At 71.5% G+C, this 25,384-nt stretch carries 27 protein-coding genes; 14 read left to right on the forward strand and 13 right to left on the reverse strand.

Annotated elements, in window-relative coordinates; all coding sequences use genetic code 11:
• Positions 1–95 precede the first annotated feature (95 nt).
• The 5 genes from ACIGXX_RS22515 (at position 96) to ACIGXX_RS22535 (ending at position 3,663) form a co-directional block, all read left to right on the forward strand.
• The gene (locus tag ACIGXX_RS22515; RefSeq protein WP_361463513.1) at positions 96–689 is read left to right on the forward strand and encodes a TIGR03086 family metal-binding protein; all 594 of its coding nucleotides are present in this window, start codon (positions 96–98) and stop codon (positions 687–689) included.
• A gap of 161 nt (positions 690–850) precedes the next feature.
• Positions 851–1,654 (forward strand): HAD family acid phosphatase, encoded by an 804-nt coding sequence (locus ACIGXX_RS22520; RefSeq protein ID WP_399978057.1) that lies wholly within the window; start codon positions 851–853, stop codon positions 1,652–1,654.
• Positions 1,655–1,808: 154 nt separating this feature from the next.
• Positions 1,809–2,561: a CPBP family intramembrane glutamic endopeptidase gene (locus ACIGXX_RS22525; RefSeq protein WP_366463979.1), complete on the forward strand. Its 753-nt coding sequence runs from the start codon at positions 1,809–1,811 to the stop codon at positions 2,559–2,561.
• Positions 2,562–2,563: 2 nt separating this feature from the next.
• Positions 2,564–2,929, forward strand: coding sequence for a PadR family transcriptional regulator (locus ACIGXX_RS22530; protein WP_351161930.1), 366 nt, complete (start codon positions 2,564–2,566; stop codon positions 2,927–2,929).
• Complete coding sequence (locus tag ACIGXX_RS22535) at positions 2,926–3,663, forward strand: hypothetical protein (protein WP_351161928.1); 738 nt, start codon at positions 2,926–2,928, stop codon at positions 3,661–3,663. Before ACIGXX_RS22530 ends, ACIGXX_RS22535 begins: the two co-directional genes overlap by 4 nt.
• A 70-nt stretch (positions 3,664–3,733) precedes the next feature.
• On the opposite strand, the gene ACIGXX_RS22540 is transcribed toward ACIGXX_RS22535, so the two are convergent.
• From ACIGXX_RS22540 to ACIGXX_RS22565, 6 genes are all read right to left on the reverse strand, one after another.
• Positions 3,734–5,182 carry a peptidoglycan D,D-transpeptidase FtsI family protein gene (locus tag ACIGXX_RS22540; RefSeq protein ID WP_399978062.1) on the reverse strand — a complete coding sequence of 483 codons (1,449 nt, stop codon included), beginning with the start codon at positions 5,180–5,182 and terminating at the stop codon, positions 3,734–3,736.
• Positions 5,183–5,264: 82 nt separating this feature from the next.
• Positions 5,265–5,939, reverse strand: coding sequence for a response regulator (locus ACIGXX_RS22545; protein WP_399978065.1), 675 nt, complete (start codon positions 5,937–5,939; stop codon positions 5,265–5,267).
• Complete coding sequence (locus tag ACIGXX_RS22550; protein ID WP_399978068.1) at positions 5,936–7,261, reverse strand: sensor histidine kinase; 1,326 nt, start codon at positions 7,259–7,261, stop codon at positions 5,936–5,938. The genes ACIGXX_RS22545 and ACIGXX_RS22550 overlap by 4 nt, the downstream gene beginning before the upstream one ends.
• The gene (locus tag ACIGXX_RS22555; RefSeq protein WP_399978071.1) at positions 7,258–7,962 is read right to left on the reverse strand and encodes a hypothetical protein; all 705 of its coding nucleotides are present in this window, start codon (positions 7,960–7,962) and stop codon (positions 7,258–7,260) included. Before ACIGXX_RS22555 ends, ACIGXX_RS22550 begins: the two co-directional genes overlap by 4 nt.
• Before the next feature lie 412 nt (positions 7,963–8,374).
• Positions 8,375–8,845 carry a GNAT family N-acetyltransferase gene (locus tag ACIGXX_RS22560; protein WP_399978212.1) on the reverse strand — a complete coding sequence of 157 codons (471 nt, stop codon included), beginning with the start codon at positions 8,843–8,845 and terminating at the stop codon, positions 8,375–8,377.
• Between the two features lie 11 nt (positions 8,846–8,856).
• Complete coding sequence (locus tag ACIGXX_RS22565) at positions 8,857–9,627, reverse strand: IclR family transcriptional regulator (RefSeq protein WP_160504308.1); 771 nt, start codon at positions 9,625–9,627, stop codon at positions 8,857–8,859.
• Positions 9,628–9,763: 136 nt separating this feature from the next.
• Here ACIGXX_RS22565 and ACIGXX_RS22570 point away from each other — a divergent pair, with 136 nt between their 5' ends.
• A complete protein-coding gene (locus ACIGXX_RS22570; protein WP_351161917.1) occupies positions 9,764–11,293 on the forward strand; it encodes an aldehyde dehydrogenase (NADP(+)) in 1,530 nt (509 codons plus the stop codon).
• 5 nt (positions 11,294–11,298) lie between these two features.
• Positions 11,299–11,907 (forward strand): DUF1349 domain-containing protein, encoded by a 609-nt coding sequence (locus tag ACIGXX_RS22575; RefSeq protein WP_399978075.1) that lies wholly within the window; start codon positions 11,299–11,301, stop codon positions 11,905–11,907.
• 127 nt (positions 11,908–12,034) lie between these two features.
• On the opposite strand, the gene ACIGXX_RS22580 is transcribed toward ACIGXX_RS22575, so the two are convergent.
• Positions 12,035–13,312 (reverse strand): MFS transporter, encoded by a 1,278-nt coding sequence (locus tag ACIGXX_RS22580; protein WP_399978215.1) that lies wholly within the window; start codon positions 13,310–13,312, stop codon positions 12,035–12,037.
• A 257-nt stretch (positions 13,313–13,569) separates the two neighbouring features.
• Between ACIGXX_RS22580 and ACIGXX_RS22585 the strand changes: the two genes are divergently transcribed.
• The 6 genes from ACIGXX_RS22585 (at position 13,570) to ACIGXX_RS22610 (ending at position 18,763) form a co-directional block, all read left to right on the forward strand.
• Positions 13,570–14,583 (forward strand): DJ-1/PfpI family protein, encoded by a 1,014-nt coding sequence (locus tag ACIGXX_RS22585; RefSeq protein WP_351161911.1) that lies wholly within the window; start codon positions 13,570–13,572, stop codon positions 14,581–14,583.
• 35 nt (positions 14,584–14,618) lie between these two features.
• On the forward strand, positions 14,619–15,098 hold the full coding sequence (locus tag ACIGXX_RS22590; RefSeq protein WP_351161909.1) for a GNAT family N-acetyltransferase: 480 nt from the start codon (positions 14,619–14,621) through the stop codon (positions 15,096–15,098).
• A 118-nt stretch (positions 15,099–15,216) separates the two neighbouring features.
• On the forward strand, positions 15,217–15,939 hold the full coding sequence (locus ACIGXX_RS22595; protein ID WP_361463496.1) for a DsbA family oxidoreductase: 723 nt from the start codon (positions 15,217–15,219) through the stop codon (positions 15,937–15,939).
• A 71-nt stretch (positions 15,940–16,010) separates the two neighbouring features.
• On the forward strand, positions 16,011–17,057 hold the full coding sequence (locus ACIGXX_RS22600) for an aminotransferase class V-fold PLP-dependent enzyme (protein WP_383819824.1): 1,047 nt from the start codon (positions 16,011–16,013) through the stop codon (positions 17,055–17,057).
• 69 nt (positions 17,058–17,126) lie between these two features.
• On the forward strand, positions 17,127–17,750 hold the full coding sequence (locus tag ACIGXX_RS22605; RefSeq protein ID WP_399978081.1) for a sigma-70 family RNA polymerase sigma factor: 624 nt from the start codon (positions 17,127–17,129) through the stop codon (positions 17,748–17,750).
• Entirely contained in the window at positions 17,750–18,763 is a 1,014-nt protein-coding gene (locus tag ACIGXX_RS22610) for a maleylpyruvate isomerase family mycothiol-dependent enzyme (protein WP_399978084.1), read from the forward strand. Before ACIGXX_RS22605 ends, ACIGXX_RS22610 begins: the two co-directional genes overlap by 1 nt.
• A gap of 399 nt (positions 18,764–19,162) precedes the next feature.
• Here ACIGXX_RS22610 and ACIGXX_RS22615 read toward each other — a convergent pair whose 3' ends face one another.
• A complete protein-coding gene (locus tag ACIGXX_RS22615; protein ID WP_361463489.1) occupies positions 19,163–19,651 on the reverse strand; it encodes a MarR family winged helix-turn-helix transcriptional regulator in 489 nt (162 codons plus the stop codon).
• Between the two features lie 138 nt (positions 19,652–19,789).
• Here ACIGXX_RS22615 and ACIGXX_RS22620 point away from each other — a divergent pair, with 138 nt between their 5' ends.
• Positions 19,790–20,857 carry an alkene reductase gene (locus ACIGXX_RS22620; protein WP_399978088.1) on the forward strand — a complete coding sequence of 356 codons (1,068 nt, stop codon included), beginning with the start codon at positions 19,790–19,792 and terminating at the stop codon, positions 20,855–20,857.
• Between the two features lie 119 nt (positions 20,858–20,976).
• On the opposite strand, the gene thpD is transcribed toward ACIGXX_RS22620, so the two are convergent.
• From thpD to ACIGXX_RS22645, 5 genes are all read right to left on the reverse strand, one after another.
• Positions 20,977–21,876 carry an ectoine hydroxylase gene (gene thpD / locus ACIGXX_RS22625; protein WP_351161896.1) on the reverse strand — a complete coding sequence of 300 codons (900 nt, stop codon included), beginning with the start codon at positions 21,874–21,876 and terminating at the stop codon, positions 20,977–20,979.
• 141 nt (positions 21,877–22,017) lie between these two features.
• The gene (locus tag ACIGXX_RS22630; RefSeq protein ID WP_351161894.1) at positions 22,018–22,422 is read right to left on the reverse strand and encodes an ectoine synthase; all 405 of its coding nucleotides are present in this window, start codon (positions 22,420–22,422) and stop codon (positions 22,018–22,020) included.
• Between the two features lie 98 nt (positions 22,423–22,520).
• Positions 22,521–23,792, reverse strand: a complete 1,272-nt coding sequence (ectB, locus tag ACIGXX_RS22635) for a diaminobutyrate--2-oxoglutarate transaminase (RefSeq protein ID WP_351161892.1) — start codon at positions 23,790–23,792, stop codon at positions 22,521–22,523.
• Positions 23,793–23,866: 74 nt separating this feature from the next.
• Positions 23,867–24,460, reverse strand: a complete 594-nt coding sequence (ectA, locus tag ACIGXX_RS22640; RefSeq protein ID WP_383819835.1) for a diaminobutyrate acetyltransferase — start codon at positions 24,458–24,460, stop codon at positions 23,867–23,869.
• A gap of 332 nt (positions 24,461–24,792) precedes the next feature.
• Positions 24,793–25,317, reverse strand: a complete 525-nt coding sequence (locus ACIGXX_RS22645; protein WP_399978093.1) for a DinB family protein — start codon at positions 25,315–25,317, stop codon at positions 24,793–24,795.
• Positions 25,318–25,384: the final 67 nt, after the last annotated feature.

The following is a 25,384-nucleotide window of genomic DNA, read 5'->3' on the forward strand; positions in this document are numbered from 1 at the left end:
CGGTAGATCCGCGATGACTTTCGGGCGTCGGGGTGGTCTACAGGGCAGGAGTGCGGTCCCGGGGGCAGGGCCGCCGCCGAGATTCGGGAGGATTCATGACGGACATGATCGACTTCGCGCCGCAGGCCCGGCTCGTGGCGCGCGTCGCCGAGGGCGTCACCGACGAGCAGCTCTCGGGGCCCACGCCCTGTCCGGAGTACCGGGTGCGCCATCTGCTGGGTCACCTGGCCGGTCTGAGCGCCGCGTTCCGGGACGCCGCGCGCAAGGATCTCGGGCCGCACCTCGACCGGAACCCGGGGGACACCGTGCCGGACGTGGGTCCCGAGTGGCGGGCCGCTCTGCCGAAGCTGCTCGACGAGCTGGTGGAGGCGTGGCGCGACCCGGCCGCGTGGGAGGGCATGACCCGGGCGGGCGGCATCGACCTGCCGGGGGCCGTCGCGGGAGCCGTCGCCATGGACGAACTCGTCGTGCACGGCTGGGACTTGGCGCGGGCGACCGGGCAGGCGTACGCACCTGACGGGGCGAGCCTCGAAGTGGCCGAGGCGCTGCTCACGCCCGAGGAGGACGGCGCGTCCGGGGACAGCCTGTTCGGAGCCGTGGTCCCGGTGCCGGGCGACGCCCCGCTCCTCGACCGCGTGATCGGACTCAGCGGCAGGGACCCGGGCTGGACGCCGGGCGCGTCAGCCTAAGGACGGCCGCGGTACCAGGCTTTCCCCGGATCAGGTATCGATCGGGCAAAGAGTCTCGCCGATCGCTGTGTGATGCGCGTAGACAGTGCGCGTAGACAGGTGTTGACCTGCTCGAACTCATGGCCCTGCACAGACTCTGATCGATCCGGAGAAATCGACTTATGCACAAGTCCCTACGGGTGGCGGGCATCGCCACCGCCTGTGCCGTCGCCGGCGCCGCACTGTACGGCACCGGCGCCGCCACCGCCGACAACGCCTCGGCGCGGCACACCGCCGAGCCCCAGAACATCGGCGTGCTCGTCGGCGAGATAGACGACTACTACGGCGCGTACCAGGACGCCGACGGCGTCTGGCGCTCCTCGCCCGACAGCCCGTACGCCAAGGACCTGGCGCGCATCCAGGCGAAGGCGAAGAAGGACATCAGGAACGCCGCGGCGCATGGCGCGAAGGGGAGTGCTCACGGCAAGAAGCCCGCGATCGTCCTCGACGTGGACGACACCTCGCTGCTCAGCTTCGACTACGAGAAGACCACCAACTACACGTACAACAGCGCCACCTGGGACGCGTACGTGAAGGCGGCCAAGCGCCCCGCCGTCTTCGGCATGCCCGAACTCGTCACGTACGCCAAGAGCAAGGGCGTCGAGGTCTTCTTCCTGACCGGCCTGAGCGAGTCGCAGCGCGAGGGCGCGGTCACCAACCTCGCCAGGGCCGGGTACGACACGCAGCTCGATACCAAGCACGTGTTCACCAAGAACAAGACCGCCCCGCCCGCCTACCTGAGCAACTGCGCCACGCCCGCCAAGTGGGAGTGCACCACCGTGCAGTTCAAGGAAGGCACCCGCAAGCACATCGAGTCGACCGGCTACGACATCGTCGGCAGCTTCGGCGACCAGGTCTCCGACCTCGCGGGCGGTTACGCGGACAAGACGTACAAGCTGCCGAACCCGACGTACTTCGTCGAGTAGGCCGCTGCCGCGGGGCCCGGCCCGACGGTCGAGTCGACATCGCGAGATAGGTTGCAATCCTGACTAGGTCGCCTTACGGTCTAGGTAGCTCACATGCTCATGGGGCCGCGTGCGGCACGTCCGCCGCGGCCCCTTCGGGAAGGGGGACTCCCACATGACCATCTCGCCCGACTTCTCGGCCGCTTCCACGGCCGTCACGGCCGTGCTCGGGGCCTATCTGCTGCTCGGTGAACCCTGGCTCGGGCGCCGCGTCTACGGCTCGCTCGCGCGCCGCCGCGACACCGAACCGCGCGCTCTCGTCGGCTACTTCACCTTCGTGCTCGTCTTCTGGTGGGCCCTCGCCGCGCTCGCCCTGGTGGTCCTGCTGCTCTCGCCGGCCATGGCCGCCGCCGACCTCGGCATCGCGGCACCCGAATCGCCGGTCACCACGGCCGTCATCGTCGTCCTGGTGGGAGCGGTCTCGGTGGTGTCCGGGCGCAAGATGCGCGCCCTCGCCGAAGGCGGCAAGAACGTGCCGGGGCTCGCCTCCATCCGGGCGATGCTGCCGCGCACACCCCAGGAGCGGCGCCTCGCCGTCGCCGTCGCCGTGACCGACGGCATCTGCGCCGAACTCGTCTACCGCGGGCTCCTGATCGCCTTCGGCGTCGGCGTGCTCGGCCTCAACCTCTATGCCGCGGCGGCCCTTTCGGTGCTCGCGTACGCCGTCGCAGGCATCTACCAGGGCCGCAGCGGCGTCATCGCCTTCGGCGTCGTCGGGGTGCTGCTCGCCGGGCTCTATGTGTCGAGCGGGAGCCTGCTGCTGCCCATCGCCGTCCACATCGCCCTCACCGTGCGGGACCTGACGCTCCCCGTGCCGGAGCCGATCGGCTCCGTGCCCGCGTACGCACCCATCCCGAAGGGCAGCTGACGATGACCCCATCCGCGTCGTCCGGAGGCGCGAAGACCGACCGCCGGGCCAGCTGGTTCAAGGGCGTGCTCGATCTGCTCGTGCTCGCCAGCCTCACCGACGGCGAGAGCTACGGCTACGAGATCGCCAAGCTGCTCGGCGCCGCAGGCTTCGGCCAGATCAAGGGCGGCACGCTCTATCCCGTGCTGAACCGGCTGGAGGAAGCGGGCCTGGTCGCCGCCGAGTTCCGGGCCACGGAGAAGGGGCCCGGCCGGCGCTACTACTCCCTGACGGACGCCGGGCGCGCCACCCTCGGCGAGCAGGGCGGGCTGTGGCTCGCCTTCGACGGCTCCGTACGTGAGGTGCTTGCGAAGGCGGGTGTGCGATGAACGAGGACTATGCGCGGGACGGGTATCTCCTCGCCCTCGCCGACCACCTCCGCGAGCACGGGCTGCCCGCCGACCGCGTCGAGGCGACCGTCGTCGACCTCGGGGCGCACCTGGAGGAGTCCGGGGCCGATCCGGAGGCCGAGTTCGGGCCGGTGGAGGAGTTCGCCCGCGAGCTGGCGCCCGCCGGGGAGGGGCCGGGGCCCGAGGCTCCCGGCACCCACGTCGAGACGTGGCGGTGGACCGCCGACACGTACGTCGACGAGGAGCTCCTGAACCGCTTCGGCGGCGAGGGGTGGGAGGTCGAGCGGGTCGACGCGCTCGGGCGCTTCGTCAGCCACCGGGACCTCGACCGGCCGCAGCGGTGGGAGTACCGGCGTGAGCTGGTCACGCGGGGGCGTGAGGGGCTGGACGAGCGGCTCGCTCCCGAGGGCTGGGAGGCCTGCGGGAACTGGATCGTCTATGCGTGGTTCAAGCGGCCGGTGGCCGCGAGCCTCGGTCCCGGGGCGGAGATCTCGGCGCCCCCGGAGATGCCTGGCCGGTGGCGCTTCTTCAGCCGGCGGTTCTATGCGCTGGTGGCTGTCGCGGCGGTGGTCCTCGTCCTGGCCGGTGTCGCGGTCGCCGTCGACGACGGTGATGCCGGGAGCGGGCTCGGCTTCGCCGGGGGGCTCGTGGCCGGAGCTCTGGTGCCGGTCGCCGCCCTGTGGGGCCGGCAGGTGTGGAGAGCGCGCCGTTGACCTCCGCGGGGTGCCGTCTCTCTTGATCGGCACCCCGCGGCTTCGGGCTGTGCCCACAGCGGGAGAGCGGCTAGCGCTTCAGGGCCGCCGACATCATCGCCTTGGCGATCGGGGCCGCCAGGCCGTTGCCGCTGACCTCCGACCTCGCCGCGCTGGAGGACTCGACGATGACTGCCACCGCGACCTCCTTGCCGTCGCTGCCCTTGGCGTACGAGGTGAACCAGGCGTACGGCGTCTTGCTGTTGTTCTCGCCGTGCTGGGCCGTGCCCGTCTTGCCGCCCACGTCCGCGCCGCTGATCCGCGCGTTCGTGCCCGTGCCCTCCTCGACGACCGTCTCCATCGCCGACTGGAGCTGAGCGGCCGTCTCCTGGCTCATCACACGCTCGGAGTCGGCGTCGTCGTACGAATCGAGGACGTTGCCGTCCGAGTCGGTGATCTGGGAGACCATGTGCGGCGACACCAGCTCGCCCCCGTTGGCGATCGCGCCCGAGACCATCGACATCTGCAGCGGCGTCGCCGTCACGTCGAACTGGCCGATGCCGGTCAGTGCCGTCTGCGCCTTGTCCATGTCCGAGGGATAGACGCTCTCGGACGCGCGCACCGGCACGTCCAGCTTGTCGGTGTTGAAGCCCATCTTCTCGGCCATCGACTTGACCTTGTCCTGGCCCAGGTCGACGGCCATCTTCGCGAAGACGTTGTTGCACGAGTACTGCAGCGCCGTACGGATCGTGGCGTCCTCGCAGGGCGCGCTCGCGCTCTCGTTCTTCAGGACGGTGGTCGTGCCGGGCAGCGTGTACGGATTGGGGCTGTCGGTCCTGGTGTCCGCCGAGCCGTACAGCCCGTCCTCCAGGGCCGCCGCCGCGACGACCAGCTTGAACGTCGAACCGGGCGGAAGCGGCTGCCGCAGCGCGCGGTTGACCAGCGGCTTGTCCTCGTCCTTCAGCAGCGAGCTCCACTCCTTGGAGTCCGTGGAGCCGCTGATGTCCGAAGGGTCGTACGAGGGAGTCGACACCATGCCGAGGATCTTGCCCGTCTTCGGGTCGACGGCGACCGCCGCGCCCTTCTTGTCGCCGAGCGACTTGTACGCGGCCTTCTGCACCGCCGGGTCGATCGTCGTGATCACGTCACCCGGGTCGGCGCGCTTGTTCGTGAGCGTGTCCAGCGGGTTCTTCAGCCGGTTGTCGGTGCCGTCGAGGACGTCCTTGTAGATGCCCTCGAGCTGCGTCGCTCCGTACACCTGCGAGCTGTAGCCCGTGACGGACGAGTACAGGTCGCCGTCCTTGTAGGTGCGCTTGTACTTGAGGTCGCCGCCCTTCGTCCGCTCGGAGCCGGTGACGGCGTCACCGCCCACGATGATGTCGCCCAGCGGGTTCGCGTACTGCTCGATCGCGTTGCGCCGGTTCAGCTTGTCGTCCGCGAGTGCCTTCGAGTCGTAGAACTGCACCCACGTCGCCCGCACCAGCAGAGCGACCACGAGCAGCAGCGTGAAGACCGAGGCGTGCCTGATCGTCTTGTTCATCCCACAAAAGGACGAGCGGCGCGGATCTATTCGTTCCGTTCTGCCGGGTTTCTTAGAGATTCCTCATACTGCGGCTTCCGGCTCAGTCGGCGTTCATGAAGCCCGCCTCGTACGCCGCGATCACCGCCTGCGTACGGTCCCGCGCCCCCGTCTTGGCAAGCACGGCGGCCACGTGCGTCTTCACCGTCGCCGGACCCACGCCCATCCGGCCCGCGATCTCCGCGTTGGTCAGGCCCGCCGCCATCAGCCGCAGCACCTCGCTCTCGCGCCCCGTCAGACGGGCCACCCAGGCCGGGGCCGCGGGCTTCGCGCGCCCGTGCTCGGCGGCCAGGGCGCGCACCGCCGCCGGGAAGAGCAGTGAGTCGCTGCGCGCGACGAGCCGCACCGCCTGGACGAGCGAGTCCGCGTCGGCCCGCTTGAGCAGGAACCCGGAGGCACCGGCGCGCAGCGCCTCGTACACGTAGGAGTCGTTCTCGAAGGTCGTCACGACCACGATGCGCGGCGGGTCGGGATGCGTCCGCAGGATCTGCTCGGTGGCCCGGATGCCGTCGACCTCCGGCATGCGTACGTCCATGAGCACCACGTCGGGCGTCAGCTCGCGCACGACGGACACCGCCTCCGCGCCGCTCGCCGCCTCGCCGACGACCTCCAGGTCGGGTTCGGCGGAGAGGATCACGCGCAGGGCGGTGCGCACCATGCGCTCGTCGTCGGCGAGCACGATGCGGATGGGGGCGGCTGTGCCGGTGGGTTCGGTCATGGGTGTGCGGGGCCCTTCGGGTCGGTCGTCCTGCGGGCCCCTTCGACGGGACCCTTCAGGGGGAGTCGTACGTCCACGCGCCACACCCCGTCGGCGGGGCCCGTGCGGACCGTGCCGCCGAGGAGCCTGGCCCGGTCGGTGATGCCGCGCAGGCCGTGGCCGCCGCCGGGGCGGGGTGCGGGGGTGGCGTGGGGCAGCGGGTTCTCCGCGAGGATCTCCAGGTCGGCGCCGTCCAGGGCGATCCGCAGGGTCACCGGGGCGTCGGGGCCCGCGTGCCGCAGGGCGTTGCTCAGGCTCTCCTGGACGATGCGGTAGGCCTCGCGGGACACCATCGGGGGCAGCGCGTCCGGGCCGTCGGGGCCGAGCTCCACCGCGGCTCTCACCCGCAGGCCGCCCGCGCGGGTGTGCTTGAGGAGCCCGTCGAGATCGGCGGAGAGGGTGGGGGCGGGCGCGGCCGGACTCGCCCGGTCGTCGCCGCCCTCCCGCAACACCCCAAGGACCGCGTCGAGTTCGCCCACCGTGCGCCGGGTCGTCTCCTCGATGGCGGCAAGCGCCTCGCGGACGAACTCCGGGTCGCGGTCGAGGACCCTGCGGGCGGCGCTCGCCTGGAGCGTGACCGCGCTCAAGGCGTGGCCCACCGAGTCGTGCAGCTCCCGCGCGAGCCGGTTGCGCACGGCGAGGTCCGCGGCGCGCTGCTCGGCCGCCGCGAGCCGGTCGGCGGGCGACGGCCCCAGGAGATCGGGCGCCCAGCGCGCGAGCAGGCTCCCGGCCGCCGCGGCGCACCCCGCGAGCGCGACCAGCGAGAGGACGCCGATGACCGGGGAGAGCGCCAGCATCCAGTTCTCGTCGAAGACTTCGGGCATCCCGATGCGGCTGTCCCGCAGGGCGGAGACCACCGGCAGCGCGATGAGCACCGCCGCGAACGGCGGCAGCGCGAGGGACATTCCGCTGATGACCCCGCCGAACCCGAGGTGCAGCGTGAACCACGCGGCCGTGCGCCCGCGCGCCTGCCGGGACCGCGCGGGCCCCTCGGCGAGCGCCTCGCCCGGCACGTCGCACAGCGCGCGCACGGCGGCCACCGACATGGGCCGTGTGAGCGGGAAGAGCGCGGTGATCGCGGCGAGCGGCAACCCCACGGCGAACGCGCTGAGTTGGGCGGTGAGCGAGCCTAGGACGTTGTCCTCGCCGAGCAGCGGCCCGACGACGACGGAGCCGACGAAGACGTACGGCATGGCGAGCGCGCCACCGAGGATGAGGTGGATCCACCGGCGCCGGGCCCGCCGTCCGAAGAGCGTGGTCAGGGTCGCCGCGAAAGCTTTCACGCGGGGCGCCCCGCCGCCGTGGTGACCGCGCCCGACCGCTCCCTGAGGAAGCGTGCTCCGACGGCGGCCACGAGCGTCCCGACGATCATCTGCACAGAGTAGGTCAGGAGCATTCCCGCCGTGGGCCGCCTGGCGATGTCGTCCACGCCGACGACCGTGGCGAACAGCAGCCAGCCGCCCCAGCAGGCGATCGCGCCCGAGCCGATCCAGGCGAGGGCGAGCGGCACCTTGACGGGCAGGGCGGGAGCCCACCGGAACGCGATGAGCAGCCCGCCGGCCACGGCGGAGCCGAGGTAGACCAGGTCCAGGGCTTCGAGGACGTAGAAGTCGGTCGTACGCTCCTCGGTCCGCGCCTCGTTGAGGCCGAGGGTGGAGCCGGTGGCCCAGAGGATGTGCAGGGCGGCGGGGACGACGGCCAGGAGGGCGGCGGTGACGGCGGTGCCCCGCTGGAAGTGGCCGCGGTCCGCCGGGGTGAGGACCCGGCCCCGCCAGACGTGACCCCAGCGGGCCCGTGCGTAGCGGACGAACAGGGCGCCGAGGGCCAGGCCCTGGAGGATGAACCCGCCGTAGACGACGCGTCGAGGAAGGCGCCGTCGCTGCCCTTTGACGAAGGCTGGTCGACGCTGCCGCCCAGCGCCTTGACCAGGAGCTGGAGCGGGAACCCGGCCATGATCGGCGTGAGCAGCCCGGTGGCGGCCCACATGGGGAACGCGAGCAGCCAGGCGGGGGTCCGCAGGCCCCAGGGGCGGGTCAGGAGCAGCGCGAGGACGATGACGCTCGCGTCCATCAGCAGGGTGAGGCCGTTGGCGAAGATCATGGTGGTGCGGTGCTGGAGGAGGCTGCTGCCCTCGGGAATGCCGATGTGGCTGCCGGCGATCCAGGCGATCTTGAGGGCGAGGTAGGGGAGGGCGGCGAGGATCGCGACGGCGCGGAGGGCTTTCATGCCCTCTACGCTCCCGTCGCCGGGTGCGGCGCACGTCCTGCGCGACGATGATCCGGGTCCGCCGTGCGGGGGAGGGGCGCGGGGGACGGGTGCCGGGGGTGGGGGCCCTGCGGGGCTCTCCCTGATCCCGCGCCTTCCCGGAACCCTGGGGCTCCGCCGCCGGGCGGGCCCTACTCCAGCACCAGCACCGCCTCGTCGATCTCCTCGCCCCGCGCATGCGCGAAGCCCCGCTCGGCGGCGGTGACCCGGAACCCGCACTTCTCGAGGACCCGCAGCGACCCCGCGTTGTCCGCCGCCGCCCGTGCGTGGAGCGGACGCTCCGGCACCTCCGCGAGGAGCGCCCGCAACGCGGCCGTGGCCAGGCCCCGGCCCCAGTAGTAGCGGTCGATCCAGTACGTGACCTCCCGCTCGCCCGGCTCCCCGTACACCGCCACGCTGCCCACCACGTCGCCGTCCGCGAGGACCGTGCGTGCGTCGACGTCGGGCGACTCCCTCAGCCTCTTCCAGTGGGCCTCGAACAGCGTCCAGTCGGAAGTCTTCGGCGAGGTGAAGGCGGCGACGCGGGTCGCCTCGGGATCGTTCATCTGCCGGTAGAAGACCGGGAGATCACTGTCGTGCACCGGCCGCAGACCGACATCCATGCTCGTCATGCTCAGAGCCTACGAGTCGCCAGTGTCAGCCTGTCCCGCGCGTCGAACAACGCGTCCTTCACCATCTGTTCGTGCGCGGGCGTCAGCCGCGCCACCGGCACGGAGCAGCTGATCGCGTCCCGCGCGGGCGTGCGGTAGGGGATCGCGACGCCGAAGCAGCGCAGGCCCAGCGTGTTCTCCTCGCGGTCCACCGCGAAGCCCTGCTCACGGACCGTGCGCAGCTCCTCGATCAGCTTCTCGCGGTCGGTGATCGTGTGCTCGGTCAGGGCGGGCAGCGTCTCCGGGAGCATCTTGCGCACCTGCTCGTCGGTGTGGGTGGCGAGCAGGGCCTTGCCCAGGGACGTCGAGTGCGCGGGGAGGCGGCGGCCCACCCGGGTGAAGGGGCGCAGGTAGTGCTGCGACTGGCGCGTGGCGAGGTAGACGACGTTCGTGCCGTCCAGGCGCGCCAGGTGGATCGTCTCCGTGGTGTCGTCCGAGAGGCGGTCGAGCGTCGGCCGGGCCGCCGCCACCACTTCGTCGCCGTCGATGTACGAGGTGCCGACCAGCAGGGCCCGCACCCCGATGCCGTACCGCGTGCCCGTCGCGTCCGTCTCCACCCAGCCCAGCTCCACCAGCGTACGAAGGAGCATGTAGAGGCTGGACTTGGGGTATCCGACGGCTTCCTGGACGGCGGCCAAAGAGTGCATTCCGGGGCGTCCCGCGAAGTATTCGAGCAACTCCACCGTCCGCACCGCGGACTTGACCTGTGCCCCGCCAGTCTCGCCAGCCGACATCGCCCTTGACCCCTTAGTTCGACGAGAAATAGTCTCCGAAGTCTCCGCTATTCATCATCGGAGACAGCGTTCAGCATATCGAACAGCCCAGGTGGGTGGCAGCACATCTGTGGCATCACCTCTGGAGGAGCCCGCGGTGGCAGCAGCACCAGTCTGGAGTGTCGACCCCCGAACCGGGAAGCAGCGCGAGCAGGTTGCGGTCGAAGCCACGGCCCAAGAGGTGGACCAGGCGGTACGCGCCGCGCTGGCCGCCCAGGACGCCCTCGCCGACCGCACCGTACGCGCGGCGTTCCTGCGCTCCGCGGCCGAACTGCTCGACGGAGCGAAGGACCACCTGGTGGAGGCCGCGGACGCGGAGACCGCGCTCGGTCCCGTCCGGCTCACCGGTGAACTCGCCCGCACCTGCTTCCAGCTGCGGGCCTTCGCGGACGTGGTGGACGAGGGCGGCTTCCTCGGCGTCGTCATCGACCACCCCGACAGCAGCGCGACCCCGCCCATCCCGGACCTGCGGCGCTACAAGATCCCGCTGGGCGTCGTGGCCGTCTACTCCGCGTCCAACTTCCCCTTCGCCTTCTCCGTCCCCGGCGGCGACACCGCGAGCGCGCTCGCCGCGGGCTGCCCGGTGGTCGTCAAGGCGCACCCGGACCACCCGGCGACCTCCGAGCTGGTGGCGGCGACGCTGCGGCGGGCCGCGGCCCTGCACGGCATCCCGGAGGGCGTCGTCGGCCTCGTGCACGGCTTCGAGGCGGGCGTCGAGCTGGTCAAGCACCCGCTCGTCTCCGGCGCCGGGTTCACGGGCTCGATCCGTGGCGGCCGCGCCCTCTTCGACGCGGCGGCGGCCCGTCCCGTGCCGATCCCCTTCCACGGCGAGCTCGGCTCCCTCAACCCGGTCGTCGTGACCGAGGCGGCGGCGGCCGAGCGCGCGGAGGAGATCGGAGCGGGCCTCGCGGGCTCGATGACGCTCGGCGTCGGCCAGTTCTGCGTCAAGCCGGGCCTGGTCTTCGCGCCGGCGGGCGCGGGCGGCGACCGTTTCGTCAAGTCCCTGACGGAGGCGGTCAGCGACACCGAGGCCGGGGTGCTCCTGGACCACCGGATGCGGGACAACTTCGTGGCGGGCGTGCGCGAGCGCGGCGAACTGCCGGACGTGGACGCGCCGGTGACGCCGGGCGCGGGCGGCGAGCACACGGTGAGCGCGGGCTTCCTGACGGTTCCCGCGGCGAAGCTCGCCACCGAGGGCGAGCACGACCTGCTCCTGGAAGAGTGCTTCGGCCCGGTGACGGTCGTCGCGCGCTACGAGAGCGAGGCGGAGATCACCGACGTGCTCACCCGCCTCCCCGGCAACCTCACGGCCACGGTGCAGCTGTCCGCCGAGGAGGCCGCGGGCGAGGGCGGCGGCGCCGCGCTGATCGCCGAACTGACGCCGCTGGCCGGGCGCGTGCTGGTCAACGGATGGCCGACCGGGGTCGCGGTGGCGCCCGCGCAGCACCACGGCGGTCCGTACCCGGCGACGACGTCCACCTCGACCTCCGTGGGCGGTACGGCGATCGAGCGCTGGCTGCGTCCTGTGGCGTACCAGAACACGCCCGCCGCGCTGCTCCCGCCGGAGCTGCGTGACGAGAACCCGCTGGGGCTGCCGCGTCGCTACGACGGGCGCCTGGAACACTGACGCCCATGGACGTCAATATCCCCGAACTGCCCTTCTCCCTGCGCACGTACGGCCCCGACGGGAACTGGTCGTACGACGAGGGGGTGCTCACCGGCTGGGCGGGCGCCCGGCAGGACCGCTTCGTCCCCCCGACGGGCGAGGCCCTGGACCCGGCAGCGGACGCACCCCGCCTCTTGGGCGCCCCCGAGGGGGATTTCCAGCTGATCGCCCGGGTGACGGTCGGTTTCGCGGCGGCGTTCGACGCGGGGGTGCTGTACCTGCACGTGGGCGACCGGGAGTGGGCCAAGCTCTGCCTGGAGCGGTCGCCGGACGAGGCGACGGTCTGCACGGTCGTCACCCGGGGCCGCTCCGACGACGCGAACGCGTTCGTGGTGGACGGCAGCAGCGTCTGGCTCCGCATCAGCCGCACGGGCAACGCGTTCGCCTTCCACGCCTCCCAGGACGGCAAGCACTGGACGTTCGTCCGGATCTTCTCCCTGGGCGAGGAGAAGACGGCGGGCGCGGCCCTGGTGGGCTTCATGGCGCAGTCGCCGGTGGGGGAGGGGTGCGTGGTGACGTACGACGGACTCGAGTTCCGCCCGAACTGGCCCCAGGGCCTCAGGGACGGGTCCTAGTACCCCGCGGGGTGGGCGCCGTTCTCGGGGCTCCGCCCCGGACCCCGGACAAGATGTCCTCGAACGCCGGACGGGCTGGAATTTTCAGCCCGTCCGGCGTCGGGAAGGGGCGGGGTTGGGGAGAAATTCAGCGCCCGCGCCGCAGCCCCAGCGTCGCCACCCCAGAAGCCGTCAGCAGCGCCGCAGCGATCAGCAGGCTCACCCGCATCCCGGGTATGAAGTCACCCGCCACCAGCCCCCCGAAGGCCGCGATCCCCAGGCCCCCGGCCACCTGCCGGGCCGAGTTGAGCACTCCCGCGGCAAGACCGGCCCGGTCAGCAGGCACCGCCTCCATCATGGCCGCGGTCAGCGGCGGAATGGTCAGGGCGCAGCCCAGAGCCAGCGGGACCATGAGGAACGCCAGGCCGAGCGCGGGCGTCTCCGCGTCGGCGAAGAGGAGGGCGAGCAGGCCGAGCACCGCCAGTGACTGGCCCGCCAGCATCGGGGTCCGTGGGCCCACCCTCGCCGACAGTTTTCCCGCGAAGACGTTCGTCACCGCGATCAGGCCCGTCATCGGCAGGAACATCAGCCCGGCCCACAGCGCCGAACGCCCCTGCACCTCCTGGAAGAAGAGGCTGAAGACGAAGACGAGGCCGTAGAAGGCGACGCTGCACGCGGCACCCGCCGCCACCGTGATCGCGACCGTCCGGTCGCGGAAGAGCGTCAACGGCACCACCGGGTGCGGCTGGCGCGCCTCCGTCCGCCAGAAGGCCGCACCCGCCGCCACCGCGATCACCAGGGCGATCAGACCCGTCGTACCGCCCTCGATGACCGCGAAGGTCACGGCCGTGAGGGTCAGGACCGCGAGCAGCTGACCCGGCACGTCCAGGGGCGCGGGCCTGCGCTCCGAGCGCGGTGCCCGGAGCAGGAGCACCAAGGCCACCGCGCCCAGCGGGACGTTGATGAAGAAGATGCCGCTCCAGTTCCACGCCGTGGTCAGCGCGCCGCCCGCGACCGGGCCGAGCGCCACCGCCACCGAGCCGCCCGCCGCCCACATCGCCACCGCGCGGGCCCGCCTGGCCGGGTCCGCGTAGGCCTGGCGCACGAGGGAGAGCGAGGCGGGCAGGACCACCGCGGCCGCCACGCCCTGCACCACCCGCGCGCCGATCAGCACGGGCAGCGACGGCGCGAGCCCGCACGCCACCGAGGCGGCCGTGAACACCGTGATGCCGATCGCGTACGCCCGGGTCGCGCCGATCCGGTCGGAGAGCGCGCCGGTGGAGAGCATCAGGGCGGCGAAGGCGAGGGTGTAGGCGTCCACGACCCACTGGAGCCCGGACATGCCGCCGCCCAGGGAGTCGCCGATCGCGGGCAGTGCCACGTTCACCACGGAGGCGTCGAGCGTGATCAGGGCGAAGCCGAGCATGGCGGCGGTGAGCGTGAGGCCGGGGGACGGGGAGGAGGGACGGCCGCGCTTGCCGGGCGCCGTCGGCGGGGGAGCCGGGGTGCCGGGAGCCCCAGCGGGAGCCCGGCCGCCAGGTGGCCCGGCGGGAGCCGCGTCCGTCAAATGCCGCGTCGCGTGCGGGCCTTCGGTGAGGTCGTTCGTTGCCATGTCCATGAGTCTGCTGACGGCGGCGCGGTTACAGTAGTGGCCTGAATGCCATACCTCCGGAGGTTCTGGCCATGCCCCGCCCGAAGCCCGCCCGCCGGCCGCACCGCCCCCACCGCGTCGCCGTCATCGCGCCCTCACCCGTGTCGATGTTCAACCTCGCGGTCCCCGAGATGCTCTTCGACAAGGTCGAGGTGGCGGGCGGACCCGGCTACGAGGTGGTCGTCTGCACCCCGCAGCCCGGCACCATCGCCACCACCGGCGGGCTCAGCCTCCAGGTGGAGCACGGGCTCGACGCCGTGCGCGAGGCCGACACCCTCCTCGTCGCGGGCACCGGGCACCGCTACGCACCCGACCCGCGGACCGTCGCCGCCGTCCGCGAGGCCGCCGACGCGGGCCGCCGCATCGCCTCCATCTGCAGCGGCGCCTTCGTGCTCGCCGAGGCGGGACTCCTCGACGGGCGCAGCGCCACCACGTACTGGCAGCTCGCCGAAGAGCTGCGCGGCCGCTATCCGGCGCTCGACCTCAAGGGAGACGTCCTCTACGTGGAGGACGGACAGGTCATGACGTCCTCCGGGTACGCCGCCGGGATCGACCTGTGCCTGCACATCATCCGCACCGACTACGGAGCGGCCGTCGCCAACCAGGTGGCCAGAGCCGCCCTCGTCGCCCCCGTCCGGCCCGGCGGCCAGACCCAGTTCACCCAGACCCCGCTCCCGCCCGAGCGCGGCAACGCCTGCGCCGACACCCGGGGCTGGGCCATGCGCCACCTCGACGAGCCGCTCACGCTCACCGACCTCGCCCGGCAGGCGGGCGTCAGCGTGCGCACCCTCACCCGGCGCTTCCACGCCGAGAGCGGGGTCAGCCCGCTCCAGTGGCTCCTCCACCAGCGCATCGAGCGGGCCAAGGAGCTCCTGGAGACGACCTCGCTCCCCATGGACCAGGTGGCGCAGGCCTGCGGGCTCGGCACCGCCGACTCGCTCCGCGGCCATCTGGTGCGCCGCACCGGGCTCACGCCGAGCGCCTACCGCGCCCAGTTCAGCCGCCTCGGAACTCAAGACCCCCGGAACACGTCTATCGCAGCGTGATCCACTCAGCACCCCCCACGACGACGCGGACCGTGATGCCGACCGTCATACGCACCGCCCTCACCGCCGACGCCCCGGCCCTGGCGGCCCTGCACGCCCGCGCCCGCGCCACGTACTACCCCGAGGGGCTCCCGGACGAAGGCGTCGACGGGACGGCGATGTGGCGGGGAGCCGTCGAGCGCCGGAACGGGCACGTGCTGTGCGCGGTCCGCGACGGCCGCATTGTGGGCGTCGCGTCCTTCCGTACGCCCGACGGCGAGGCGGCGGACACCGTGGCGCTCTTCCAGTTCCACGTCGACCCCGACCACTGGCGCGCGGGGGTCGGGGCGGCCCTGCACGCCGCGTGCGTGGAGGAATGGCTGGCCGACGGCGTCCGGACGGCCACCCTGGACGTCCACCGCGAGAACCGGCGCGCCCAGGCCTTCTACGTACGCCACGGCTGGCAGCCGGCGGAGCAGGGCGAGGGCGCGGGCACCCACCTGCGGATGCGGCTGACCGTCACCGCCGGGGAATGAGCGGGTCGGTTCGTACGGGAAGCCGGTTCGTACGGGAATGAGCGGGCCAGGTCGTACGTTCTTCAACTGACCGGAGGGACCCTCCGTACTACCGTCCGACCTGAAGAGAGCTAGTCACATGCGCGTCGAGATCTGGTCCGATATCGCCTGTCCCTGGTGTTATGTCGGCAAGGCCCGCTTCGAAAAGGCACTCGCCGCCTTCCCGCACCGCGACGACGTCGAGGTGGTGCACCGCTCCTTCGAGCTCGACCCCTCGCGCGCCAAGGGCGACAGCGGGCTCGTGATCCCGATGCTCGCCAAGAAGTACGGCATGAGCGAGGAGCAGGCCCAGGAGGCCGAGCGGAACCTCGGTGTGAACGCCTCGTCCGAAGGCCTCGACTACCTCACCGAGGGCCGCGACCACGGCAGCACCTTCGACATGCACCGCCTCCTGCACCTCGCCAAGGAGCAGGGCAGGCAGGACGAGCTGATCGGACTCCTCTACCGGGCCAACTTCGCCGAGGAGCGCTCCGTCTTCGACGACGACGAGCGCCTCGTGGAGCTCGCGGTCGAGGCCGGTCTCGACGCGGACGAGGCCCGCGCGGTCCTCGCGGACCCCTCCCGGTACGCCGACGACGTACGCACCGACGAGCGCGAGGCCGCCGAGCTCGGCGCGAACGGCGTGCCGTTCTTCGTCCTGGACCGTAAGTTCGGCGTCTCCGGGGCCCAGCCCGCCGACGTCTTCGCGCAGGCCCTGGAGCAGGCGTGGGGCAGCCGCTCGCCGCTCACCACCCTCGCGGAGGGCGACGCGTGCGGTCCCGACGGCTGCGAGGTCCCGCAGCCGGGCGCCAAGGACGCGTAGGCGCCCGCTGACCGGCCGGTTCCGGACATCGGCGATGGACGTGGGCGGGAACGGGCGCGAGAGTTGATCCCATGGGGATCATCAACGGCGCCGAGTTCGCGCCCACGTCGACGTATCTGAACACCGCGAGCTGCGGCCTGCTGCCCGCCCGGGCCGTCGCGGCCGTCCAGGGCCTCGCGGCCGAGAACGGCGCGGGCAGACGCGGCGGGGCGGGGGACTTCGGGGTCGTGCAGGCCGCCCGCGAGTCCTTCGCGCGGATCGTCGGCGTGCCGCACGCGCGCGTGGCCACCGGCGGCTCGGTCGCCGTGCACGCGGGGCTGATCGCCGCGTCCCAGCGGCCCGGCTCCGAAGTCCTCTTCCCCGAGGGCGACTTCAGCTCGATCATCAACCCCTTCGTGGTGCGCGGCGACCTCAAGATCCGCTATGCGCCCCTGGAGGGCCTCGCCGAGGCGATCCGCCCCACCACGGCCCTCGTCGTGTACTCCGCCGTGCAGTCGGCCGACGGCCGTCTCGCCGACGACACGGCGGTGCGCGAGGCCGCCGCCGCCCACGGCGCCCGCACCCTCAACGACGCCACGCAGGCCGCGGGCTGGCTGCCCTTCGACGCGAGTCTGTACGACTACACCGTCACCGGCGCCTTCAAGTGGCTGCTCTGCCCGCGCGGCACCTCCTTCCTGACGGTGAGCGAGGAGGCGCAGGAGTCCCTCGTGCCGCTGCACGGCGGCTGGCTCGCGTCGGCGGACTCCTGGAACTCCACGTACGGCCCGCTCTCGGAACTGGCCCCAGGCGCCCGCCGTTTCGACGAACCCCCCGCCTTCCTCGCCTACCACGGGGCGGCACAGGGCCTGGCGTACCTGGAAGAGGCCGGCATCGAGGCGGTGCACGCCCACGACACGGCATTGGCGGCCCGCTACCGCTCGGGCCTGGCGGAGCTGGGCCACGAGCCGGTGCCCGGCGCGTCCCCCATCGTCTCGGTCCCCGGACTCGCCGACAGGGAGCCGGAGTTGAGCCGCGCCGGGATCATCGCGTCCGCACGGGCGGGACACCTGCGAGCCTCGTTCCATCTGTACAACACAGAGGCGGACGTGGACCGAATCCTCGACGTGCTCTCCGGCTGAACCCTGGCGCGCCGGGCGGCGGGGCGCTAGGAAGGCATGACGGGGTGGCCTCACGAGGCGGTGGTGTCAGTGGCTCAGCAGCCTTATCGGGAAGCCGACCTGCACCAGCGCCTGGTGTACGGCGACGAGACGGCTCTCGCCGAGGCCTACGACGAGTACGGCACCCTCGTCCACCGCATCGCGGGACGCGTCACCCGCAGCCCCGCCGCGGCGGAGGACGTCGCCCAGGAGGTCTTCGCCCATCTCTGGTCGAGGCCCTACGCGTTCGACGCGCGGCGGGGGAGCCTGCGCACCTGGCTGTGCATGCTCGCGCATCGGCGGGCGGTGGACTGGGTACGCGGCGAGGAGCGCCACCGCAAGGCGGCCCACGCCGACGACGCGACCCTGCACACCATCCCCACCCCGGACCCGCCCCCGGAAGACGTGGTCATGGCACGAGAACGCTCCCTGCTCCTGCATTCCGCACTGGCGAGACTGCCGCTCCCGCAGCGCCAGGTGGTGCACCTGGCGTACTTCGCGGGCTGCACGTACCGCCAGGCGGCGGTGGAGCTGGGCATTCCGGAGGGCACGGCGAAGACGCGCCTGCGCACGGCGCTGCGCAGACTGGCAGAAGCCCTGGCGGACCCACCCGATCCACCCGACCCATCCGACCCATCGGCACTTGCCGACGCACCAGGCGAAAGAGGCGCGTGATGACCACGGATCACGAAGCCGTACGTGAACTTCTCGGGGCCTGGGCCGTCGGCGCGCTCATGCCGGGCGACGAGCGGACGGTGGCTCCGCACATCGCCGACTGCGACCCGTGCGCGGCGGAGGCGACGCGGCTGCGGGCGGTGGTACGGGACCTGGACGGCCCGCCCCTCACTGCAGGGGCCGCCCCCGCCGACCGGGGCCTCGCCCTGGCCCTGCGCACCCGCCCCCCGGCTTCCCGTGCGGCTGCGCACGCGGCGCCGTACGCCGCTGCCGTGTCCGGACTCCAGGCGCTGCTGGGGGAGTTGGCGCAGGACGGGCCCTGGGGGACGCCTGTCGTGCACGACTGGGACGTCCACGACACGGTCGCGCACCTGCTGGCGGCGGACGAGCCGCTGGCCGTGTGCCTGGGCCTGCGGGCGCCTTCGGTGTGGGACGGCGTGGACGGGACGCCCTGGCGGGTCACGTGGGCGGCGCGTACGGAGGAGTCCCTGGCCCGGGAGCGGCTCCGTGCCCCGGTGGAGACGATCGCCTCCTGGCGGAGCCAGGCGACGGCCCTGCTCTCCAGCCCCGAGGCGCACGACGCGGAACTGGCGGGCCGGGCAACGACCTTGATGGGCGCCAGGCTGCCGCTGTCGGACCACTTCCTGGTGCGGGCCTTCGAGGCGTGGGTGCACACGGAGGACATCGGCCGGGCCCTGGACATGCCGGTCCCGCCGCCGTTGACGCCGCACCTCTGGCAACTGGTGCGCCTGGCGGTACGCATCCTGGACCGGGCCCTGGGCACGAAGGCACCGGCCGTCGCGCTGACCGTCGCGGGGGAGGGCGGCGAGGTGTCGTGGATCCTGGGCAGCGGGGCGGAGCCGGTGAGCGCGGAGCTGGTCCTGGACCCGGTGGACTTCTGCCTGCTCATGGGCGGCAGGGTGGACCCCGCGGAGGTCCCGAGGGGAATCTCGGGCAACGAGCCGGCCGCGCAACAGGTCCTGACCCGAGCGGCTTCCCTGGCCTGGCTCTAACCTCCCCCCGCCAACTACCCCGAACCGAACAAACCCCTCCCACCCACCCGCCCGATCACCCCGCATCCGTCCCTGAACGAACAAGCCTTTCCCGCCCACCCACCCGATTGCCCCGCAGCGGCCAGCGACTACCCGCAGTCGGGAGCGCTCGGGAGGGGACGTGCCGGTATGTCCGCCCGGAGCACGGTTCGCGGCGCTCCGGGACCGCAGCGGCCGGGCGGCCACCGGACGATGGCGAGGACGGACATACCGGCGCGGCCCCGCCCCCAGGGCGGACCGAGGCCCGCACCCCGCACCCCGTCCAGGCGGCCACCGGACGCTGGCGAGGACGGACATACCGGCGCGGCACCGTACCCACACGGAGCGGCCCCGCACCCCGCACCCCGCCCCTCCCGGGGCCTACGCCCCCTCGCAGTCCGCCGTCTCCGTGCACAAGTTCGCCGCCACCCGCCCCAACAGCCGCGCCAGCTCCGCCCGGTCCTCCCCGCTCAGGCCCGCCAGCGTGTACTCCTCCAGTTCCCCCCACGCCAGCTCCACCTCCGCCAGCAGCCCGCAGCTCGAAGGCGTCGCCTCGACCAGGACCGCGCGGCGGTCCGCCGGGTCCGGGCGGCGCTGGACGTGGCCGGACTGCTCCAGGCGCTGCAGCATCTTCGTGACCGTCGACGGGTCGAGGTCGACCGCCTTGATCAGGTCCGACTGACGTACGGGCCCGGCCTCCCAGAGGTGCATCATCACGAACTCCTGGCCGGGATAGAGCCCGAGCCGCTTCAGCACCTTGCCCGCCGCGATCCGGTGCAGCCGGGCCACCCGGCTCACGGTGTGGCTGACGGGCCCCCGCCGCGCCGCGGCGGGGGGCTCGGTACAGGCGGGGTCGGCCGAACCCTTCATCGGGACTCCTCGGTCCTCGTCGGAAAGCGTGCTCCTCCAAATTAGCTTGGTCGGCCAAGGAATAAGTTGCAGTGGCGCCCGGTTGGGTTACTTGGCCGACCAATAAAGCAAGCCGCACCGTTCCTCTGGGAGTACGTGATGACCACCGCGTTCGACTCGCTCGACCTCTCCGGCGCCCTGCTCGGCAACCGCATCGCCATGGCCCCCATGACCCGCAACCGCGCGGGCGCCGGCGCCACCGCCACGGAGCTCACCACCGAGTACTACGCCCAGCGCGCCTCCGCCGGCCTGATCATCACGGAGGGCATCCAGCCCTCCGCCATAGGCCAGGGCTATCCGGACACCCCGGGCCTGCACTCCGCCGAGCAGGTCGAGTCCTGGCGCAAGGTCACGACCGCCGTCCACGCCGCTGGCGGCAAGATCTTCGCCCAGATCATGCACACCGGCCGCATCGGCCACCCCGTACTGCTCCCCGACGGCCAGGTGAACGTGGCCCCATCGGCCGTCGCCGCCCAGGGGCAGGTCTACACCGCCGAGGGCCTGAAGGACTTCGTCACGCCCCGGGAGCTGACCGGCGACGAAGTCCGCGCCACCATCGGCGACTTCGTGACCGCGGCCCGCAACGCGATCGACGCGGGCTTCGACGGAGTCGAACTCCACGGCGCCAACGGCTACTTGATCCACCAGTTCCTGGCCCCCGGCTCCAACCGGCGCACCGACGAATGGGGCGGCACCCCCGAGAACCGCATCCGTTTCGCGGTCGAGACCGCGCGGGCCGTCGCCGCCGAGATCGGCGCCGCCCGCACCGGCCTGCGCCTCTCCCCGGGCAACCCCTTCAACGACATCTCCGAGCCGCAGGCCGAGCTGGAGGCGACGTACACCGCCCTGGTGAAGGAGCTGAGCGCCCTGGACCTGGCGTACCTGCACGTCATGGAGGTGGGCCCGATCCGCGACCTGGTGACCACCCTGCGCGCGAGCTTCAACGGGCCCTTCATCCTGAACCCGGATACCGAGGGTCCCACGGGCGCCGACGCGCTCGCCCTCGTCGAGGACGGCACCGCGGACATCGTGTCGTTCGGCGCGCTGTTCCTGGCCAACCCCGACCTGCCGGCCCGCCTCAAGGCCGAAGGCCCGTACAACACGCCTGACACGTCGACGTTCTACGGCGGCACGGAGAAGGGCTACACGGACTACCCGGCGCTGTAACCCCGCAGCGAGCACGCGGCACCGGCCCGAACCCAAGCGCGGCCCGACCTCAAGCATGGCCCGAACCCAAGCATGGCCCGGCACCCCCAGGTGCCGGGCCAACTCTCTTACAAGATCGCTTACTTCACCGGAGTGAAGTCCCGAGCCCCAATGTAATCCGGCCGCCGGACCGGCGCCGAGAACGGCTCCACCGCGGTGTTCTCCACACTGTTGAACACGATGAAGACGTTGCTGCGCGGGAACGGCGTGATGTTGTCCCCCGAACCGTGCATGGCATTGCAGTCGAACCAGGTCGCGGAGCCGGCCTCACCGGTGAAGAGCCGGATGCCGTGGTCCGAGGCGAGGCTGGTCAGCGTCTCGTTCGACGGAATGCCCGCGTCCTGCATCTGCAGGGACCGCTTGTAGTTGTCCTTCGGCGTCGCGCCTTCACAGCCGAGGAACGTCTTGTGCGACCCCGGCATGATCATGAGGCCGCCGTTGGTGTCGTGATTCTTGGTGAGCGCGATGGAGACGGAGACGGTCCGCATGTTCGCGAGCCCGTCCTCGGCGTGCCAGGTCTCGAAGTCCGAGTGCCAGTAGAACCCCGTGGCTCCGAAGCCCGGCTTGACGTTGATCCGGGACTGGTGGATGTAGACGTCGGAACCCAGGATCTGCCGGGCCCTGCCCACCACCCGCGGGTCGGCTGCGAGCTTGGCGAACAGCTCGCTGATCTTGTGCACCTCAAAGATCGTGCGGATTTCCTGGGAACGCGGCTCCACGATGGACCGGTCGTCCGCCCGCATCGTGGGGTCATCGATCAACCGCGCGAGCTCGGCGTGGTAGACGCTCACCTCGTCCGGGGTGATGAGCTGGTCGATCGCCAGGAAACCGTCCCGTTCGAACCCCGCCAGTTCATCGGCCTCGATCGGCCCCGGCGTACCCGGCTCGGACCACACGACGGGGTCCTTGCGCTCGATGAGGACCTCTTCGGTGCCTCGTGTCGGGTACAGATCGGCGGTGCGTTCGGGTGCGGTGGTCATGGTGTTGCCTGCCTCTCCTCTCGTACGGCCCTTTCCGGGATGTATACCCCCGCCGCCCAGAGGAAGTGGGCGGCGGGGGAGATTCAGGGGGCGTGCCTCAGCTCTGCGTGCGGAGCCGGAGCTCAAGCCCGACTTCCGTACTCAGGCCGTTTCCGGCTCCGTGAGCAGCGGGTACACGCCGTTCTCGTCGTGGTCCTCACGACCCGTGACGGGCGGGTTGAAGACACAGATGCAGTGGAAGTCCTCCTTGATCCGCATCGTGTGCTTCTCGTGCCCGTCGAGCAGGTACATGGTCCCCGGAGTGATCGTGTACTTCTCGCCGGTCGTGTCGTCGGTCAGCTCGGCCTCACCCTTGGTGCACACGACGGCCTCGATGTGGTTGGCGTACCACATGGACGTCTCCGTACCCGCGTACAGGATGGTCTCGTGGACCGAGAAGCCCACCCGCTCCTTGGCGAGGACGATGCGCTTGCTCTCCCAGGTGCCCGAGGCGGACTTGACGTGCCGGTCGGTGCCTTCAATGTCCTTGAACGAACGGACGATCACGGTGACTTGGTTCCTTTTCTCTTACGGGGGTGAAGACGCGGCCCGAGAGCCGCCCGGGCGGTGCGCGCACGCACCGCCCGGGCAGCTACCCGCACCGATCAGGCGGTCTCGCGCACCGCACGGGCGAGCGTGCGCAGTCCCTCGTCCAGCTCGTCGGCGGTGATCGTCAGCGCCGGAAGGAGCTTGACGACCTCGCTCTCGGGGCCGGAGGTCTCGATGAGCAGGCCGAGTTCGAAGGCCCGCTTGGCGATGGCGCCGGCGCGCGACTTGTCCAGGAACTCCATGCCCCAGACCAGGCCGCGGCCGCGGTACTCCTTGATGGCGCCGGGGTTCTCGTCGACGATCGCCTTGAACGCCTCCTCGACCTGCTCGCCGCGGGCCCGGGTCTGCTTCTCCATGGCCGGGCCGTCGGACCAGTAGGTCTCCAGGGCGGCGGCGGCCGTGACGAACGCCGGGTTGTTGCCGCGGAAGGTGCCGTTGTGCTCGCCCGGCTCCCAGATGTCCAGCTCGGGCTTGAACAGGGTCAGCGCCATCGGCATGCCGTAGCCGCTGATGGACTTGGACACCGTCACGATGTCCGGCGTGATGCCCGCCTCCTCGAAGGAGAAGAACGCGCCGGTACGGCCGCAGCCCATCTGGATGTCGTCGACGATGAGGAGCATGTCCCAGCGCTCGCACACGTCGGCGAGCTTGCGCAGCCACTCGGCACGGGCGACGTTGATGCCGCCCTCGCCCTGGACCGTCTCGACGATCACGGCGGCGGGCTGGTTGAGGCCGGAACCCTGGTCCTCGAGCAGACGCTCGAACCAGACGAAGTCGGGGGTGGTGCCCTCGAGGTAGCGGTCGAAGGGCATCGGCGTGCCGTGCACCAGCGGGATGCCGGCGCCGGCGCGCTTGAACGCGTTGCCGGTCACCGCTAGCGAGCCGAGCGACATGCCGTGGAAGGCGTTCGTGAACGACACGATCGACTCGCGGCCCTTGACCTTGCGGGCCAGCTTCAGCGCGGACTCGACGGCGTTGGTGCCCGTCGGGCCCGGGAACATGACCTTGTACGGCAGGTCGCGCGGGCGCAGGATGATGTTCTGGAACGACTCCAGGAACGCGCGCTTGGCGGTCGTCGACATGTCGAGACCGTGGACGACGCTGTCGCGCTCCAGGTAGTCGATCAGGGCGCGTTTGAGGACCGGGTTGTTGTGGCCGTAGTTGAGCGAGCCGGCCCCGGCGAAGAAGTCGAGGTACGAGTGGCCGTCCTCGTCGAACATGCGGCTGCCCTGCGCACGGTCGAAGACAGTGGGCCAACCGCGGCAGTAGCTGCGCACCTCCGACTCCAGGGTCTCGAAGACGCTCAGGTCGGGCTGGGTGATGGTCACAGCAGATCTCCTGGGAGATGGAAAGACTTGGGAGGTGGGGGGTGACGGGTGGTGCGTGGGGGGAACGGCGGAACTCAGCCGACCGGCTCGACCGGTTCGATCTGCGCGACTTTCCCGGTCTGTGCGATCGGCTCGATCAGGAACAGGACCTCGGGCTCGTGCCCCTCCTCGGGGAAGAGTCCGGCGTCGAAGAGCACCGTGCGCTCGACAGACGCTCCGTGGCGCTGTGCGTATGAGGTGAAGAGCCGCTCGGACGGGGTGTTGTCCGGCGTGATGGTCGTCTCGACCGAGACCAGCTCCCGGTCGGCGGCGACCTTGGCGGTCAGACCGTCGAGCAGCGCACCGGCGAGGCCGCGGCCTCGGTGCGCCTGGTCGACGGCCACCTGCCAGACCACCAGGGTGCGCGGCCGCTCGGGCCGGATGTAGCCGGTGATGAACCCCGCGGGCTCACCCTCGGCGTCCCTGGCCACCACGGAGGTCGCCGCGAAGTCGCGGCACCACAGCAGGTAGCTGTACGAGGAGTTGAGGTCCAACACCTTCGAGTCGCGGGCGATCCGCCAGATCGCGGCGCCGTCGGCGACGTCGGGGGTGTCGAGGCGCAACCCCTCGGGCATTTCCAGGGAATTCGCTAGCAGGTCGGTCGGTAGATCGGCTTGTGCAGCGGTCATGCGGATTGAATTTACCGAGCAATTTCTTTAATTGCATCGCCGGGAGGGGTTACGTCGAAGCGGCTCTTGTGTTATCACGCGGGGGTGCGCGCCCGCAGGAATCCCTGGCAGTTTGGCCTGATTTGATGGGGTCATACGGCATATACCGGGCGTGATGTGGAGTACGTCACAGAACCGTAACTCCCACGAAGCCTGTCCGAATTGTGAGACTTGGTGCTGTCGAAACCTTAGTGTTTAGGTCTCCGGAAAGCGGGCAGAAGAATACGGGAAGCTGTGCTGATAAAGTGGATAAAGAAGCGGTGAGAATGCGTCCGTGAATTTACGTAGCGTATTTACGGCCCCGTCACTCCGTCGATTCCCTCCCTGAGGAGATCGGCGTGACCGTTGTGCCGTGCGTACTCCTCGACGAGGTGGACCAGGATCCAGCGCAGGCTGACCTCGGCGCCGCCCGCCACGGCCGCCTCCCGCTCGCTCAGCCGCCCGACGTCGTCCAGCGACCGTCCCGCGCAGAGTTCCCTGCTCACCGCCACCTCGCGCCGCCACACGGCCAGGGCCTGGTCGCACGTCCGCTCCGGGTCCAGGGCGAAGCCTCCGGCAGCGTCTCCGTACACCGGCGGCACGTCCCGCCCGGCGAGTACCCGCTGGAACCAGTTCCGCTCCACCTCGGCCAGATGCTGCACGAGACCGAGCAGGGTGAGCGACGACGACGGGACCGAAGCGATACGGGTCTGTGCGTCGTCGAGCCCTTCGCACTTCACCGCGAGGGTCCCGCGATGGAAATCGAGCCAGCCCGCCGGCATCGCCGGCTCGCCGTCGGTGAGCCCGGGAACGGGGCGGCCGTCCGGAAGCGTGGTCATGGCGGTCACGCTGCCACGCCGCCCGCTTCGGACGGCCGCTGTTCGCTGTGAGCTTGGGGACGGGCCA

The organism is Streptomyces sp. NPDC055243 (genome assembly GCF_044544025.1).
Lineage (GTDB): Bacteria > Actinomycetota > Actinomycetes > Streptomycetales > Streptomycetaceae > Streptomyces.

Excerpts from the sequence above, each read along its gene's own strand:
- ACIGXX_RS22615 (WP_361463489.1), bottom strand. The coding sequence starts at position 19,651 with ATGAAGGGTTCGGCCGACCCCGCCTGTACCGAGCCCCCCGCCGCGGCG.
- ACIGXX_RS22600 (WP_383819824.1), top strand. The coding sequence starts at position 16,011 with ATGGGGATCATCAACGGCGCCGAGTTCGCGCCCACGTCGACGTATCTG.
- ACIGXX_RS22535 (WP_351161928.1), top strand. The coding sequence starts at position 2,926 with ATGAACGAGGACTATGCGCGGGACGGGTATCTCCTCGCCCTCGCCGAC.
- thpD (WP_351161896.1), bottom strand. The coding sequence starts at position 21,876 with ATGACCACCGCACCCGAACGCACCGCCGATCTGTACCCGACACGAGGC.
- ACIGXX_RS22545 (WP_399978065.1), bottom strand. The coding sequence starts at position 5,939 with ATGACCGAACCCACCGGCACAGCCGCCCCCATCCGCATCGTGCTCGCC.
- ACIGXX_RS22525 (WP_366463979.1), top strand. The coding sequence starts at position 1,809 with ATGACCATCTCGCCCGACTTCTCGGCCGCTTCCACGGCCGTCACGGCC.
- ACIGXX_RS22515 (WP_361463513.1), top strand. The coding sequence starts at position 96 with ATGACGGACATGATCGACTTCGCGCCGCAGGCCCGGCTCGTGGCGCGC.
- ectA (WP_383819835.1), bottom strand. The coding sequence starts at position 24,460 with ATGACCGCTGCACAAGCCGATCTACCGACCGACCTGCTAGCGAATTCC.
- ACIGXX_RS22560 (WP_399978212.1), bottom strand. The coding sequence starts at position 8,845 with ATGGATGTCGGTCTGCGGCCGGTGCACGACAGTGATCTCCCGGTCTTC.
- ACIGXX_RS22540 (WP_399978062.1), bottom strand. The coding sequence starts at position 5,182 with ATGAACAAGACGATCAGGCACGCCTCGGTCTTCACGCTGCTGCTCGTG.
- ACIGXX_RS22620 (WP_399978088.1), top strand. The coding sequence starts at position 19,790 with ATGACCACCGCGTTCGACTCGCTCGACCTCTCCGGCGCCCTGCTCGGC.
- ACIGXX_RS22580 (WP_399978215.1), bottom strand. The coding sequence starts at position 13,312 with ATGCTCGGCTTCGCCCTGATCACGCTCGACGCCTCCGTGGTGAACGTG.
- ACIGXX_RS22565 (WP_160504308.1), bottom strand. The coding sequence starts at position 9,627 with ATGTCGGCTGGCGAGACTGGCGGGGCACAGGTCAAGTCCGCGGTGCGG.
- ACIGXX_RS22590 (WP_351161909.1), top strand. The coding sequence starts at position 14,619 with ATGCCGACCGTCATACGCACCGCCCTCACCGCCGACGCCCCGGCCCTG.
- ACIGXX_RS22530 (WP_351161930.1), top strand. The coding sequence starts at position 2,564 with ATGACCCCATCCGCGTCGTCCGGAGGCGCGAAGACCGACCGCCGGGCC.
- ACIGXX_RS22520 (WP_399978057.1), top strand. The coding sequence starts at position 851 with ATGCACAAGTCCCTACGGGTGGCGGGCATCGCCACCGCCTGTGCCGTC.
- ACIGXX_RS22585 (WP_351161911.1), top strand. The coding sequence starts at position 13,570 with ATGCCCCGCCCGAAGCCCGCCCGCCGGCCGCACCGCCCCCACCGCGTC.
- ACIGXX_RS22595 (WP_361463496.1), top strand. The coding sequence starts at position 15,217 with ATGCGCGTCGAGATCTGGTCCGATATCGCCTGTCCCTGGTGTTATGTC.
- ACIGXX_RS22575 (WP_399978075.1), top strand. The coding sequence starts at position 11,299 with ATGGACGTCAATATCCCCGAACTGCCCTTCTCCCTGCGCACGTACGGC.
- ACIGXX_RS22610 (WP_399978084.1), top strand. The coding sequence starts at position 17,750 with ATGACCACGGATCACGAAGCCGTACGTGAACTTCTCGGGGCCTGGGCC.
- ACIGXX_RS22645 (WP_399978093.1), bottom strand. The coding sequence starts at position 25,317 with ATGACCACGCTTCCGGACGGCCGCCCCGTTCCCGGGCTCACCGACGGC.